The organism is Streptomyces griseus (assembly GCF_900460065.1).
GTDB classification, from domain to species: Bacteria; Actinomycetota; Actinomycetes; order Streptomycetales; family Streptomycetaceae; genus Streptomyces; species Streptomyces griseus.
The window spans coordinates 59,516-72,449 of the sequence record NZ_UAVD01000027.1 but is presented as its reverse complement, the minus strand read 5'-3'; the positions used below and the strand labels follow the sequence as shown (position 1 = coordinate 72,449).

Below are 12,934 nucleotides of genomic sequence, written 5' to 3'. Positions count from 1 at the left end.
TGCCGCTCCGTGACCACGAGGGTCCGCCCGGGCGCTCGCGGGAGCCTTTGCCTGCACACCCATTCCTGACGCAGCGTCAGTTCAGTAACCTGACAGTGTGTCAGCTAATCGGCCGGTCCCGCCTGTTCGCCGGTGGGCCATCGAGCAGGAGTGGGCGGAACGATGCTTGGATCGACTCACGGCACCCTCACCACCGACTTCCGTGCCCGGGTGGTGGCCTGCGGCGAGGAGCCGCACGCCGCCGTCGTCAGCCTTCCGACGGCCTCGGCCCGGGGCGGCCTCGACGTCAGCGGGCGACCACTGCACCTGCCCGTGCCCGACCTGGACCGCTTCTTCCGGCCCCGGTCCGTGGCCGTCGTCGGCGCCTCGGATGCCGAGGGCCGCCCCAACACGGGCATCACCCGGCAGCTCCTCGCCTGGGCCGACCGGGTCGGGGCCCGGCTGCACCCCGTGCACCCGACCCGGCCTGCCGTGTTCGGCCGGGACTGCTTCCCCTCGGTGGCCGACGTGCCCGAGCCGGTCGACCTCGCGGTCCTGCTGGTCGCGGACCCGCTCCCGGTGATCGAGGAGCTGGGCGAGGCCAAGGTGCCCTTCGCCGTCGCCTTCGCCTCCGGGTTCGCCGAGACCGGGGAGGCGGGCGCGGCGGCCCAGAGCCGGCTCGCGGCGGCCGTGGAGCGCTCCGGGGTGCGCCTGCTCGGACCGAACACCAACCTGAACGCCTTCGAGAGGTTCCGGGAGGACCTGGACGGCCCCGCCATCGCCCTGATCACCCAGTCCGGGCACCAGGGCCGCCCGCTCCACGCCCTCCAGGAGCTGGGCATCCGGCTCTCCCACTGGGCCCCCACGGGCAACGAGGCCGATCTGGAGACCGCCGACTTCCTCGCGTACTTCGCCCAGCTCCCCGAGGTCGGGGCCATCGCCTGTTACGTCGAGGGGCTCAGGGACGGCCGCTCCTTCCTGCTCGCCGCCGACCGGGCCGCCCGGGCCAAGGTCCCCGTCGTCGCCGTGAAGGTGGGCCGCACGGAGGCCGGGGCCAGGACCGCCGCCTCGCACACCGGCAAGCTGACCGGGGCGGACGACGTGGTGGACGCGGCGATGCGGCAGTTCGGGGTGGTCCGGGTGGACGGCCTGGACGAACTCCAGGACACCGCCGCCCTGCTGGCCCGCGCCCGGCCGCCGCGGGCCGAGGGCGTGGCCGTCTACTCCATCTCCGGCGGCACCGGCGCGCACTTCGCGGACCTGGCGACGGCGGCGGGGCTCACCCTGCCCGCCCTGTCGCAGGAGAAGCGGGCCGAACTGCACACCTGGATCCCGGAGTACCTGAACGTCGCCAACCCCATCGACAACGGCGGCCACCCGGTCGGCGACTGGCGCGGCCGGAAGATCATCGACGCGATCCTCGCGGACCCGTCGGTCGGGGTGCTGATCTGCCCGATCACCGGACCGTTCCCGCCGATGAGCGACCGGCTCGCCCAGGACCTGGCGGACGCGGCGGAGGCCACCGACAAGCTGGTCTGCGTCGTCTGGGGCTCCCCCGTCGGCACCGAGGACGCCTACCGCACGACCCTGCTGGGCTCGTCGCGCCTCGCCACCTTCCGTACGGCGCGCAACTGCGTCACCGCCGTGAAGGCCTACCTGGACCACCACCGCTTCACCGCCCGCTACCGCTCCCCCTTCGAGGACGCCCCGCGCACCCCGTCGCCGTCCTTCCGCAAGGCGCGGGGGCTGCTGCGGCCGGGGCAGCAGCTCAGCGAGCACGCGGCGAAGCAGTTGCTGCGCGCGTACGGTATCCGGGTGCCGCGCGAGCAGTTGGTGACCAGCGCGGCGGCGGCGGTCCGGGCGGCGGGGCCGGTCGGCTACCCGGTGGTGATGAAGGCCTCCGGGCCCCGGCTCGCCCACAAGACGGAGCTGGGTCTGGTGAAGGTCGGGCTCACCTCGGCCAGCCAGGTCCGCGACGCCTACCGCGAGCTGACCGACATCGCCCGGTACGAGTCGGTGGACCTGGACGGCGTCCTGGTCTGCCAGATGATCGACCGGGGCGTCGAGATGATGGTCGGGGTGACCCACGACGCCCTGTTCGGCCCGACCGTCACGGTGGGGCTCGGCGGGGTCCTGGTGGAGGTGCTGCACGACGCGGCGGTCCGGGTCCCGCCGTTCGGTGAGCAGGAGGCCCGGGACATGCTCGGCGAGCTGCGCGGGCGGGCGCTGCTGGAGGGGGTGCGGGGCGGGCCCCCCGTCGATGTGGACGCCCTCGTCGAAGTGGTGCTGCGGGTCCAGCGGATGGCCCTGGAGCTGGGCGACGACCTGACCGAGCTGGACATCAACCCGCTGGTGGTGCTGGGCCGCGGCCAGGGCGCGGTGGCCCTGGACGCGCTGGCGGTGTGCCGGTGAGCGGGGAGGCGGCGGAGGCCGCCCCCGGGGACGCGGCGGTCCTGCACTCCCTGGACGGCGGCGTCTCCTGGATCACCCTCAACCGCCCCGAGGTCATGAACGCCGTCACCCCGGACGGGCGGGAGCGGATCATCGCCCTGTTGGCCGAGGCCTCCGCCGACCCCGCCGTGCGGGCCGTGGTGCTCACCGCCACCGGCCGCGGCTTCTGCGCCGGCGCCGACCTGCGCTCCGCCCGCGCCCCGGACCGGGAGCGGGTCCCCGGGGACGTCGCCCGGACGATCCGGCTCGGGGCGCAGCGGCTGATCGCCGCCGTGCTGGACTGCGAGAAGCCGGTGATCGCCGCCGTCAACGGGACGGCGGCCGGGATCGGCGCGCATCTGGCGTTCGCGTGCGATCTGGTCCTGGCGGCCGACACCGCGAAGTTCGTCGAGGTCTTCGTGCGCCGGGGGCTCGTCCCGGACGGCGGCGGCGCGTATCTGCTGCCCCGGCTGGTGGGCCCGCAGCGCGCCAAGGAGCTGATGTTCTTCGGGGACGCGCTCGGCGCGGCGGACGCCGAGCGGCTGGGCCTGGTCAACCGCACCGTTCCGGGCGGGGAGCTGGCGGCCCTGGCCGAGGAGTGGGCGGCCCGGCTGGCGGCGGGCCCCACCCGGGCCCTCGCCCTGACCAAGCAGCTGGTGAACGCCTCGCTGGACGACGACCGGGCCGCGGCGTTCGCGGCGGAGGCCGCGGCCCAGGAGATCAACATGACCACGCGCGACGCCAACGAGGGCGTGGCGTCCTTCGTCGAGCGCCGGCCACCGGAGTACCGGGGTCACTGAGGGACGCCCCTGCCGGGCGGACCGGCCCGCCGGCCACCGGCGGGCCGGCGCGGCGAGGGCGGGCCCCGGACGGCCGCGCCCCGGGGGGGGAGGGCCGGTCGCGGCCAACCGGTGATCTTCGCTTGGCCGGTTACACTGGACGGGTCCGCCCCGCCCGCCCGCGCGACCGAAGGAGCCCAGCCGTGTCGCAGTCCCCCGGCACGGACCCCCGGCCGCTGACCGGCGAGCCGCTCGCCCTCGATCTGCTCAACACCCGCTGGACCGACGGGGGCGTCCCGCACGACCTGCTGGATTCCGTGGCCGGCCTGGGCGTCTGGCTGAGCAGCCCCCCGGTGCGCGAACAGCTCGGCCCCGACCCCGTCCCGGCCGCCGACCGCGCCACCCTGGACCGGCTGCTCCTCGCCCGGACGGCGCTCGACGCCCTGGCCGCGTCGACCGCCGGTGAGGGGCCGGCCGCCCCCGCCGACGCCGACCCGCTGAACGAGGTCCTCTCCCACGGGCGCGTCCGCCGCACGCTGGGGCCCGACGGGGCGCCGGCGTCGACGGTGGAGGTGGACGACCCGTCCTGGGCCCCCGCCTGGCACGCGGCGGAGAGCTGGCTGCGGCTGCTCGCGGACCGGCCCGACCGCATCCGCCCCTGCGCGAACCCCGCCTGCGTCCTGCACTTCTACGACGTCTCCAAGAACGGGACGCGCCGCTGGTGCTCCATGGCGGGCTGCGGCAACCGCGCGAAGGCCCGGCGCCACTACGCCCGGCGCTCCGAAGCCTGAGCCCCGGCCCCGCCGATCCCGGCCGCACCGGTCCCGGGCCCGCCGACCCGGCCCCGCGCCCCCGCCCCGCCCGGGCCACCCCCGCCCGGTCCGAACGTGCGCACGGGTTCACATCTGACGAACCGTCAGCTCTAATGGACGGCGTGATGGGACACGCAGGCATGGCCGCCACCGCCGTCCGGTACCTCAGGTCCGTCGGCGCCGCCACGACAGCCGCACCGGGGACACCGGTCGGCGCGCCGCCCGAGGCGCTGCCCCGGCCGGACCTGAGAGCAGTCCGGGACGACGAGCGGCTGCCCGTCGCCCCGGCCGAGTTCCGGCGCGTGCTGGGGCACTTCGCCAGCGGGGTCACCGTGGTCACCGCCCGCGACGCGGACGGGCCGACGGGATTCGCCTGCCAGTCCTTCGCCTCGCTCTCGCTGGACCCGCCCCTGGTGTCCTTCATGGTCGCCCGTACGTCGACGACCTGGCCGCGCATCGCCCGCGCCGGGGCGTTCTGCGTGAACGTCCTCGGGGCGGAACAGGGCCCGCTGTGCCGGGCCTTCGCGGTGAGCGGCGCCGACAAGTTCGCGGGCGTCGCCCACACGGACGCACCGGCGACCGGGTCCCCGCTGCTGGACGCCGTGCCCGCCTGGATCGACTGCCGCGTCCACGCCGTCCACACCGGGGGCGACCACCTCATCGTGGTCGGCCGGGTGGAGGCGCTGGGAGCGGCGGAGGAGGGGGAGCCGCTGCTGTTCCACCAGGGGGCGTTTCGCCGGTTCAGCCGCTGAGCCCGCCCGCGTCCACGGGTTCCGCCCGGTCCCGGCCCCCGCCCGCGTCCACCGGGGCGCGGCGGCGCCGGATCACCAGCGACATCAGCGCCGCCATCGCGCACAGCGCCCCCGCCGCGTACCAGACCACGTCGTAGCTGCCGAACACGTCCCGCGCGACCCCGCCGAGGAACGCCACCACCGCCGCGCCCACCTGGTGCGAGGCCAGCACCCAGCCGAAGACGATCGCGCTGTCCTCGCCGTACTGCTCGCGGCAGAGCGCCAGCGTCGGCGGGACCGTGGCGACCCAGTCCAGCCCGTAGAACACGATGAAGAAGATCATCGGCGGCTGGACCTCGGGGCCGATCAGCATCGGCAGGAACAGCAGGGAGATGCCGCGCAGCGCGTAGTAGACGGCGAGCAGTCTGCGGGCGTCGTAGCGGTCGGTGAGCCAGCCGGAGAAGACCGTGCCGATGACGTCGAAGACCCCGATCACCGCGAGCAGCGAGGCCGCCACCGTGATGGGCATGTGGTTGTCGTGGGCGAACGGGACGAAGTGGGTGCGGATCAGGCCGTTGGTGGAGGCCCCGCAGATCGCGAAGGCGCCCGCGAGCAGCCAGAACGGGCCGGTGCGGGCCGCGTCGAACAGCACGCGCACCGTCCGGCGCGCGGCGCCCCGGCCGGGCCCGGGCCTGGGCACGAAGTCCCCGCCGTACGGGGCGAGCCCCACGTCGGCCGGGTGGTCGCGCATCAGGAGCCAGACGAAGGGGACGACGACGAGGGCCGCCAGGGCGACGGTGACCGAGGCGGGCCGCCAGCCGTGTTCGTCGACGATCCAGGCGCAGAGCGGAAGGAAGACGAGCTGCCCCGAGGCGCCCGCCGCCGTGAGGATGCCGGTGACCAGGCCCCGGCGGGCCACGAACCAGCGCTGGGTGACGGTCGCGGCGAAGGCCATCGCCATCGACCCGGTGCCGAGGCCGACGAGGAGTCCCCAGTAGATCATCAGCTGCCAGGAGGCGGTCATCCAGACGCTGGCGAGCGCCCCGGCCGCCACCATGGTGAGCGCGATCGCCACGACCCGGCGGATGCCGAAGCGGTCCATGAGCGCGGCGGCGAACGGCGCGGTCAGCCCGTACAGCGCCATGTCGATGGAGACCGCGAGCCCGATCTCGCCCCGGGACCAGCCGAACTCGCTGTGGAGCGGGTCGATGAGCAGCCCGGGCAGGGAGTTGAACGCCGCACCGCCGATGATCGTCACGAAGGTGACGGCGGCGACGATCCACGCCCGGTGGACGGAGAAGGGGAACCGGCGGCCGGGTCTCCCGGGGGCGCCGGCCCCGGGGCCGGCGGTCTTGGTCAGGTAGGTCACGTCAGCCAGCATCCGAGGCCGGGCGGGCGCGGACGAGCGGCCCGAAGGACATGCTTCGCAGGGATCGGGCCACGCCGGGGGCCCGTCCCGCGATCCGGACCGCCCGCGCCCGCCGCCGCCTTTGGCCGGGCTCCGCGGCCCGCGCCCCGGGGCTGTCCGCCCCCGGTCAGCGGTGCCGTCGGCCCGCGCGGAGCAGCGCCCACACGCAGGCCGCGCCCACCCCGTACCCGAGCAGGTCCGGTGCGTTGAAGGTCGTACCGAGCACCAGCCGGGCCGCCGTGCTGTGCGCCGACCACTGGGCCGGTACGCCGGTGAGCTGTGCGAACTCCACCGCCCAGCTCAGGCCGAGCGCCGTGGACGCCACCGCGGCCGGCCGCGCGCGGGGGGCGCAGAAGGCGACGAGAGCACCGAGCAGCACCGTGTAGAGCGCGCTCCCCGCGTACTTGGCGAACGCGCCGTCCGCTCCGGCGCGCACGGCGAGGCCCGCGGCGACGGTGACGACGGCCGCCCCCGCCGCGACCGCACGGGCCGCGGCGGGGCGGACCGCGGAGACGCGGGCCGAGGGCGGCCGGGCCTCGGGTGGGCCGGCCGGGCGTGGGCGGCGGGCCGTGGAACCGTCCGCGCGCCCCGCGGGGCAGGCGGCAGTCTGACGACAGGGCCTGGCCGGGCCCCTCATCCGGGGCCGATCCGCTTCAGCTCCCGGATCGGCCGGGCCACCAGCAGCACCGCCACCACCCCCAGGTTGATCACGGCCGCCGCCACCAGGAGTTCCGGCGCCCCGACCGCCTCGGCCACCGGGCCCGCCAGGGCGCGGCCCGCCGCGACCATCAGGAGCGAGCCGGCCACATCGTAGGCGTGCAGCCGGTTCAGGGCCTCCGGCGGGACGTGCGTCTGGACCGTGGTGGACCACATCACCAGCCAGAACGCGGCCGAGCCGCCCGCCAGCAACTGCCCCGCCGCCAGCACCGGGACCGGCATGCCGAGCGCCAGCACCAGCAGGCTCACCGCCACCAGCGGCAGCGCCACCGCCCCCGCCGCCAGCGGATGCGACGGGCGCAGCCGCAGGGCGAGGAGTCCGCCGACGACGCTGCCCGCCCCGTTCACGGCCATCAGCATGCCGTAGGCCCCCGAGCCGTGCGCCTCGGTGACCAGGACGGCGGTCAGCGGGAGCATCGGGCCGAGGACGGCGAAGCCGTACACCGTCCAGACCGCGATCACGCCCCACAGCCAGGACCTGGCCCGGAACTCCCGCCACCCGTCGACCAGTTCCGCGGTGAAGGTGCCGCGCTCCGCGTCGTCGTGCGGGGCCGGGGCCAGCCGCATCAGGAAGAGGCAGGCCCCGGAGACCGCGAAGGTCGCCGCGTTCGCCGCGTAGACGGCCCCGGCGCTGGCGAGGCCGACGAGCACCCCGGCGAAGGCGGGTCCGGCCATGGTCATCAGCGCCTCGGCGACCCGCAGGACGGCGTTGGCGCGCTGGACGTCGGTGGAGACGCGCGGCACGGTCGAGGCGACCCCGGGCTGGAAGAGTGCCGCGCCGACGCCGGCCACCGAGCTGAGGGCGTACACCGCCCACAGCGGCGGGTTGCCCGTCGTGAAGGCCACGGCCAGCACGGAGGCGCCGAGCAGCCGCAGCACATCGGCGATGATCATCATGCGGCGCGGGGTGAACCGGTCCGCGAGCACCCCGCCGAACAGGACGAACACCGCCAGCGGCCCCATCCAGGCGGCGAGCGCGAAGCCGACCGACGAGGCGGGCCGCCCGGCGCCCAGCAGCCCCGCGGTCAGGGCCACCGGGATCATGCCGTCGCCGAACAGCGCGACCGTACGGGCCACGAAGAAGTAGCGGAAGTTGCGGTTCCAGAGCCGCGCGGGGCCCGGGGCGGAACCGAAGGAGGACCCGGCGCCCAGGCCCGTCCCGGCGGAGCCGCCCGGCCCGCCGGGATCGAGCGGGGGCAGCGTCGCGAGCGCGTTCGGGTCCGCGAGCGGGTTCGGGTCCGGGGTCGTGAGCGGGCTCGGAGTCGGGGTCGGGGTCGTTCGGGTGTCGCGCGCGGCGTCGGGAATGGACGCGCGCTCTGTCGGCTTCTCCATCACGTCGCTAACCTGTACCAGCTTGTGGTCTATACCACTACTGCTCATTCCTGTGATCTTCGAGGAGGTCGTCGTGGAGCACCGCGTCGTCGTTCTGGCCCTCGACGGGCTGCTCCCCTTCGAACTGGGCATCCCGCAGCGGATCTTCGGCCGCAGCCTCGGCACCGGCGCGGGCGGGAAGGGCGGCCGGCTGTACGACGTGGTGACCTGCTCCGTCCGCCCGCCGGGCCCGGTCCGGACCGACGCGGACTTCTCCATCCTCGTGGAGCACGGCCCGGAGGCGCTGGCCACCGCCGACACGGTGGTCGTCCCCGCCTCCTACGAGCTGGGCCCGGTCTTCGAGGAGGGGCGCCTCACCGAGGAGCTGGCCGCCGCGCTCGCCCTGGTGCGGCCCGGCACCCGGATGGTCTCCATCTGCACCGGCAGCTACGTCCTGGCGGCGGCCGGCTACCTCGACGGCCGCCCCGCCACCACGCACTGGTCCTCGGCCGACCACTTCCAGCGGACCTTCCCGCAGGTCCGGGTCGACCCGGACGTCCTGTTCATCGACGACGGCGACGTCCTCACCTCCGCCGGGGTCGCCGCGGGCATCGACCTCTGCCTCCACCTGGTGCGGCGGGACCACGGCGCGGCCGTCGCGAACGAGATCGCGCGCCGCACGGTCGTGCCCCCGCACCGGGACGGCGGGCAGGCCCAGTACATCCACCGCCCCGTCCCCGAGCCGCAGTTCGCGACCACCACCGGCGCCCGGGCCTGGGCGCTGGCCCGCCTCGACCGGCCGATCCTGCTGCGGGACATGGCGGAGCAGGAGGCGATGAGCGTACGGACCTTCACGCGCCGCTTCCGGGAGGAGGTCGGGATCAGCCCCGGCCAGTGGCTCACGGGGCAGCGGGTGGAGCGGGCCCGGCACCTGCTGGAGTCGACGGACCTCTCCATCGACCAGGTGGCCCGGGACGCGGGCTTCGGCACGGCGACCTCGCTGCGCCAGCACCTCCAGGCGGCGTTGGGCGTGCCGCCGACGGCGTATCGGCGTACGTTCCGGTCCTCGGCGGGCACCGCGCCCCGGAGGGTCTCCCGCCTCAGCTCCTGAGGCCCCCCGGGGCCCGGCCGAGGGGGGCGCGCAGAGCGTCCACCTCGGCCTCGTAGAGCCGGGCGGGATCGAAGCCCATCCCGGCGAAGTGACCGGCCAGCTCCAGGGAGAGCACGCCGTGCAGCCGGGTCCAGAACGTCAGGACCCGGTGGAGTGCCGCGGGCGGGGCCGGGTGGCCGCCGGCCCAGTCGCGGTGGTCCGCCAGGTGGTCGGCGAACGGGGTGGCGGGGGCGTCCGGTTCGAGGGCGGCGCAGGCGGTCAGCAGGTCGGCCATGATCTCCTGCGAGATGCCGGTGATCTCCTCGGGCGCGTGGTAGCCGGGGACGGGGGTCCCGTAGATGAGGAAGTACCGCTGGGGGTCCGTCCGGGCCCACTCCCGCAGGACGTGGGCGATTCCGGCGGGGTCCGCGCCGGTGGCGGCCACCGCGTGGACGGCGTCGGCGAGGCTGCGGTAGGCGTCCCGGATCAGCTCGGTGATCAGCTCGTCGCGGCCGGCGAAGTAGCGGTAGAGCGCGGGGCCGCTGACCCCCATCTGCTTGGCGATCGCGTTGAGGGAGAGCGCGGAGGCTCCCGCCTCGGCGATCTGCTTCCAGGCGTGCTCCTTGATCTCCGTGCGGACCTGGGCGCGGTAGCGCTGACGCGGGGTCGCGGTGTCGGACTTCCCCATGGGTGCACCTTCCCCGGCCTTGGCGCTATGTAGGCAAAGTTTCGTTAGAAGGTATCACGCAAACGGTTGACCCCCGGATTCCCCGTGCGTTACAACTTCTCACGAACACAGCACCTTCTAGCTATCTCTGGCTATCCCCAGCTGTCGACAGAGGAGACCACCGTGGCCCGCGCCCGAACCGCCGCCCTGTTCACCGTCCCGCTGATCGCCGCCGCCGTCCTCGGCGCCACCACCGCCGCACCCGCCGGGGCGGCGCCGCGCCCCGCGAAGTCCCTCACCTGCCAGGGCGCGGGGGTCGACCCCCGCGCCCTGGTCCGGGCCCGGACCGAGACCGTGATCGACGCACCGCTGAGCACCGTCTGGAAGCTCCAGACCGAGGTGGAGCGCTGGCCGGACTGGCAGAGCCACGTCACGGGCATGGACCGCCTGGACCACGGGCCCTTCCGCCCGGGTTCGGCCTTCCGCTGGACGACCCCGGTGCCGCCCAACCCGGCGACCCCCGCCACCAGCCTGGACATCACCTCGACGGTCGAGCAGCTGAAGCGCGGCTCCTGCATCCGCTGGACGGGCCCCGCCGTCGGCGAGGGGCTGCACATCGACGGCGTGCACGTCTGGACCTTCACCCGGGTCGGGGGCGGCGTCCTGGTCCGCACCGAGGAGACCCACACCGGGGAGCAGGTGGACGCCAACGTCCCTTACGCGACCGCCATCCTGAAGCAGGGTCTGGAGGCGTGGCTCGGCGAGCTGAAGACCGCCGCCGAGGCCCGCTCCTGCCCGCGCGCCTGACTCAGAAGACCAGCACACCCCGGGCCACCCGCCCGTGGTGCGCGTCGTCGGCCGCCTTGGCGAAGTCCTCCACCGGATACGTCTCGGTGACCAGTTCGTCCAGCAGCAGCCGGCCCTCCCGGTAGAGGTCCGCGTACCGGGCGATGTCGCGCTGCGGGCGCGAGGAGCCGTAGCGGCAGCCGAGGATCGACTTGTCCAGGTACATCGAGGAGACCAGGAACGACGCCTCCGCGCTCACCGCCGGTACGCCCAGCAGCACGGCCTGCCCGTGCCGGTCGAGGAGGTCGATCGCCTGCCGGATCAGCTCGGTGCGGCCGACGCACTCGAAGGCGTGGTCGGCGCCGTCGGGGAGGATGTCGCGCACGCCGTCGGCCGAGGTCAGGAAGTGCGTGGCGCCGAACTGCCGGGCCACCGCCTCCTTCGCCGGGTTGCTGTCCACGGCGACGACGGTGAGCGCGCCGGCCAGCCGGGCGCCCTGGAGCACGTTGAGGCCGATGCCGCCGGTGCCGATGACCACGACGGTGTCGCCCAGGCCGACCTTCGCCCGGTTGAGGACGGCCCCGACGCCGGTCAGGACCCCGCAGCCGATCAGGGCGGCCGAGGTGAGGGGCAGGTCGTCCGGGATCTTCACGGCCTGGACGGCCCGCACCACCGTGCGTTCCGCGAACGCGGAGTTGGAGGCGAACTGGAACAGCGGCTTCCCGCCCCGCGAGAACGGCCGCCCCGGCCGCCCGATGGCCTTCCGGCACATCGTCGGCCGCCCCCGGTCGCACTGGGCGCAGGCCCCGCAGTTGGCGAGGGTGGAGAGCGCGACGTGATCGCCGGGCCCCACGTGGCCGACGCCGGGCCCGACCGCTTCCACCACGCCCGCGCCCTCGTGGCCGAGGACGACGGGCGCCGGGAAGGGGATCGTGCCGTCGATCACCGACAGGTCGCTGTGGCAGAGTCCGGCGGCGGTGACCGCCACCAGCACCTCCCCGGGGCCGGGGTCCCGTATCTCCAGATCGTCCACGACCTCGGTCCGTGTGCCGTCGAAGACGACGCCTCTCATCTGGGCTCCCTCGGTAGGCCGAGCACCCGCTCGGCGATGATGTTCCGCTGGATCTCGTCGGAGCCGCCGTAGATGGTGTCGGCCCGGCTGAAGAGGAACAGGTGCTGTGCGTCGTCGAGTTCGTACGGCCGCCGCTCCTCCCAGGGCACCGGGCCGACGGCCCCCGCCTCACCGGCGACCTGCACGGCCAGTTCGCCGAGCCGCTGGTGCCAGCCGCCCCACAGCAGCTTCGCCACGCTGGGCGCGCCCGGTCCGCCGGTGGAGCCCAGGGTGCGCAGGGCGTGGTGGCGCATCGTGTCCAGCTCCGCCCACTGCCGGACGATCCGGGCCCGGATGACCGGGTCCTTCGCGGCCCCGCTCGCCACGGCGGCGGCGACCACCCGCTCCAGCTCCTCGCCGAAGCCGATCTGCTGGGCGAGGGTGGACACCCCGCGCTCCAGGGCGAGGAGACCCATGGCGACCCTCCAGCCGTTGCCCTCCCCGCCGACGGTCCCGGTGGCCCGCGCACCGTCGAAGAACACCTCGTTGAACTCGCTGGTACCGGTCAGCTGCCGGATCGGCCGCACCTCGATCCGCCCCGGCTGGTCCATCTCCACCAGCAGGAACGACAGGCCCTGGTGCCGGGTGGAGCCGGGGTCGGTGCGGGCGAGGACGAAGCACCAGTGGGCGTCCAGGGCGAGCGAGGTCCAGATCTTCTGCCCGGTCACGGCGTAGCCGCCGGTCCCGTCCGGCACGGCGGCGGTCCGCACCCCGGCGAGGTCGGAGCCCGCGCCCGGTTCGCTGTACCCCTGGCACCACAGTGTCTCGCCCCGCGCCACGGGCGGCACATGGCGCCTCTTCTGCTCCTCGGTGCCGTACGTGATCAGCGTCGGGGCGAGCAGGTTCTCCCCGATGTGGCCCATCCGGGCGGGCGCCCCGGAGCGGGCGTACTCCTCGGCCCAGACGACCTGTTCGGCGAGGGTGGCGCGACGGTTGCCGTACGTCTCGCCGTCCTCGCCGGGCCATCCGATGCCGATCCAGCCGGCCCTGCCCAACTCGCGTTCCCACGCGCGGGGGTGGGGGGCGGGGCGGTCGGCGAGGTGGTCCGCCAGCCAGGTGCGCACCTCGGTACGAAAGTCCATGGGTTCCTCCTGCTCCTGGGGGCGCTGCCCG

General features: G+C 75.0%; 12 protein-coding genes. 6 read left to right on the top strand and 6 right to left on the bottom strand.

The window, feature by feature from the left end; all coding sequences use genetic code 11:
• Nucleotides 1-162 precede the first annotated feature (162 nt).
• The 4 genes from DTB53_RS16060 (at nucleotide 163) to DTB53_RS16045 (ending at nucleotide 4,752) form a co-directional block, all read left to right on the top strand.
• Nucleotides 163-2,391: an acetate--CoA ligase family protein gene (locus DTB53_RS16060; protein ID WP_042496442.1), complete on the top strand. Its 2,229-nt coding sequence runs from the start codon at nucleotides 163-165 to the stop codon at nucleotides 2,389-2,391.
• On the top strand, nucleotides 2,382-3,209 hold the full coding sequence (locus tag DTB53_RS16055) for an enoyl-CoA hydratase/isomerase family protein (RefSeq protein WP_012379601.1): 828 nt from the start codon (nucleotides 2,382-2,384) through the stop codon (nucleotides 3,207-3,209). Before DTB53_RS16060 ends, DTB53_RS16055 begins: the two co-directional genes overlap by 10 nt.
• 182 nt (nucleotides 3,210-3,391) lie before the next feature.
• Nucleotides 3,392-3,979 (top strand): CGNR zinc finger domain-containing protein, encoded by a 588-nt coding sequence (locus DTB53_RS16050; protein WP_012379602.1) that lies wholly within the window; start codon nucleotides 3,392-3,394, stop codon nucleotides 3,977-3,979.
• Between the two features lie 161 nt (nucleotides 3,980-4,140).
• Nucleotides 4,141-4,752: a flavin reductase family protein gene (locus DTB53_RS16045; RefSeq protein WP_003967142.1), complete on the top strand. Its 612-nt coding sequence runs from the start codon at nucleotides 4,141-4,143 to the stop codon at nucleotides 4,750-4,752.
• Here DTB53_RS16045 and DTB53_RS16040 read toward each other — a convergent pair.
• The 3 genes from DTB53_RS16040 to DTB53_RS16030 all read right to left on the bottom strand — a co-directional run bounded on the left by DTB53_RS16040 (nucleotide 4,742) and on the right by DTB53_RS16030 (nucleotide 8,188).
• Nucleotides 4,742-6,112: an MFS transporter gene (locus tag DTB53_RS16040; protein ID WP_012379603.1), complete on the bottom strand. Its 1,371-nt coding sequence runs from the start codon at nucleotides 6,110-6,112 to the stop codon at nucleotides 4,742-4,744. The genes DTB53_RS16045 and DTB53_RS16040 overlap by 11 nt on opposite strands.
• A 154-nt stretch (nucleotides 6,113-6,266) precedes the next feature.
• Entirely contained in the window at nucleotides 6,267-6,776 is a 510-nt protein-coding gene (locus DTB53_RS16035) for a ribosomal maturation YjgA family protein (RefSeq protein WP_030702220.1), read from the bottom strand.
• Nucleotides 6,773-8,188 carry an MFS transporter gene (locus DTB53_RS16030; protein WP_172595267.1) on the bottom strand — a complete coding sequence of 472 codons (1,416 nt, stop codon included), beginning with the start codon at nucleotides 8,186-8,188 and terminating at the stop codon, nucleotides 6,773-6,775. The genes DTB53_RS16035 and DTB53_RS16030 overlap by 4 nt, the downstream gene beginning before the upstream one ends.
• Nucleotides 8,189-8,261: 73 nt before the next feature.
• On the opposite strand from DTB53_RS16030, the gene DTB53_RS16025 reads away from it, so the two are divergent.
• A complete protein-coding gene (locus DTB53_RS16025; protein WP_003967146.1) occupies nucleotides 8,262-9,278 on the top strand; it encodes a GlxA family transcriptional regulator in 1,017 nt (338 codons plus the stop codon).
• Here DTB53_RS16025 and DTB53_RS16020 read toward each other — a convergent pair.
• The gene (locus DTB53_RS16020) at nucleotides 9,268-9,945 is read right to left on the bottom strand and encodes a TetR/AcrR family transcriptional regulator (RefSeq protein WP_012379606.1); all 678 of its coding nucleotides are present in this window, start codon (nucleotides 9,943-9,945) and stop codon (nucleotides 9,268-9,270) included. The genes DTB53_RS16025 and DTB53_RS16020 overlap by 11 nt on opposite strands.
• 162 nt (nucleotides 9,946-10,107) lie before the next feature.
• On the opposite strand from DTB53_RS16020, the gene DTB53_RS16015 reads away from it, so the two are divergent.
• On the top strand, nucleotides 10,108-10,731 hold the full coding sequence (locus DTB53_RS16015; RefSeq protein ID WP_012379607.1) for an SRPBCC family protein: 624 nt from the start codon (nucleotides 10,108-10,110) through the stop codon (nucleotides 10,729-10,731).
• Nucleotide 10,732: 1 nt separating this feature from the next.
• Here the strand turns inward: DTB53_RS16015 and DTB53_RS16010 are convergent, their stop codons facing one another.
• A complete protein-coding gene (locus DTB53_RS16010) occupies nucleotides 10,733-11,782 on the bottom strand; it encodes a Zn-dependent alcohol dehydrogenase (protein ID WP_012379608.1) in 1,050 nt (349 codons plus the stop codon).
• Nucleotides 11,779-12,903 (bottom strand): acyl-CoA dehydrogenase family protein, encoded by a 1,125-nt coding sequence (locus tag DTB53_RS16005; protein ID WP_012379609.1) that lies wholly within the window; start codon nucleotides 12,901-12,903, stop codon nucleotides 11,779-11,781. Before DTB53_RS16005 ends, DTB53_RS16010 begins: the two co-directional genes overlap by 4 nt.
• Nucleotides 12,904-12,934: the final 31 nt, after the last annotated feature.

Excerpts from the sequence above, each read along its gene's own strand:
- DTB53_RS16060 (WP_042496442.1), top strand. The coding sequence starts at position 163 with ATGCTTGGATCGACTCACGGCACCCTCACCACCGACTTCCGTGCCCGG.
- DTB53_RS16045 (WP_003967142.1), top strand. The coding sequence starts at position 4,141 with ATGGCCGCCACCGCCGTCCGGTACCTCAGGTCCGTCGGCGCCGCCACG.
- DTB53_RS16040 (WP_012379603.1), bottom strand. The coding sequence starts at position 6,112 with ATGCTGGCTGACGTGACCTACCTGACCAAGACCGCCGGCCCCGGGGCC.
- DTB53_RS16035 (WP_030702220.1), bottom strand. The coding sequence starts at position 6,776 with ATGAGGGGCCCGGCCAGGCCCTGTCGTCAGACTGCCGCCTGCCCCGCG.
- DTB53_RS16030 (WP_172595267.1), bottom strand. The coding sequence starts at position 8,188 with ATGGAGAAGCCGACAGAGCGCGCGTCCATTCCCGACGCCGCGCGCGAC.
- DTB53_RS16020 (WP_012379606.1), bottom strand. The coding sequence starts at position 9,945 with ATGGGGAAGTCCGACACCGCGACCCCGCGTCAGCGCTACCGCGCCCAG.
- DTB53_RS16010 (WP_012379608.1), bottom strand. The coding sequence starts at position 11,782 with ATGAGAGGCGTCGTCTTCGACGGCACACGGACCGAGGTCGTGGACGAT.
- DTB53_RS16005 (WP_012379609.1), bottom strand. The coding sequence starts at position 12,903 with ATGGACTTTCGTACCGAGGTGCGCACCTGGCTGGCGGACCACCTCGCC.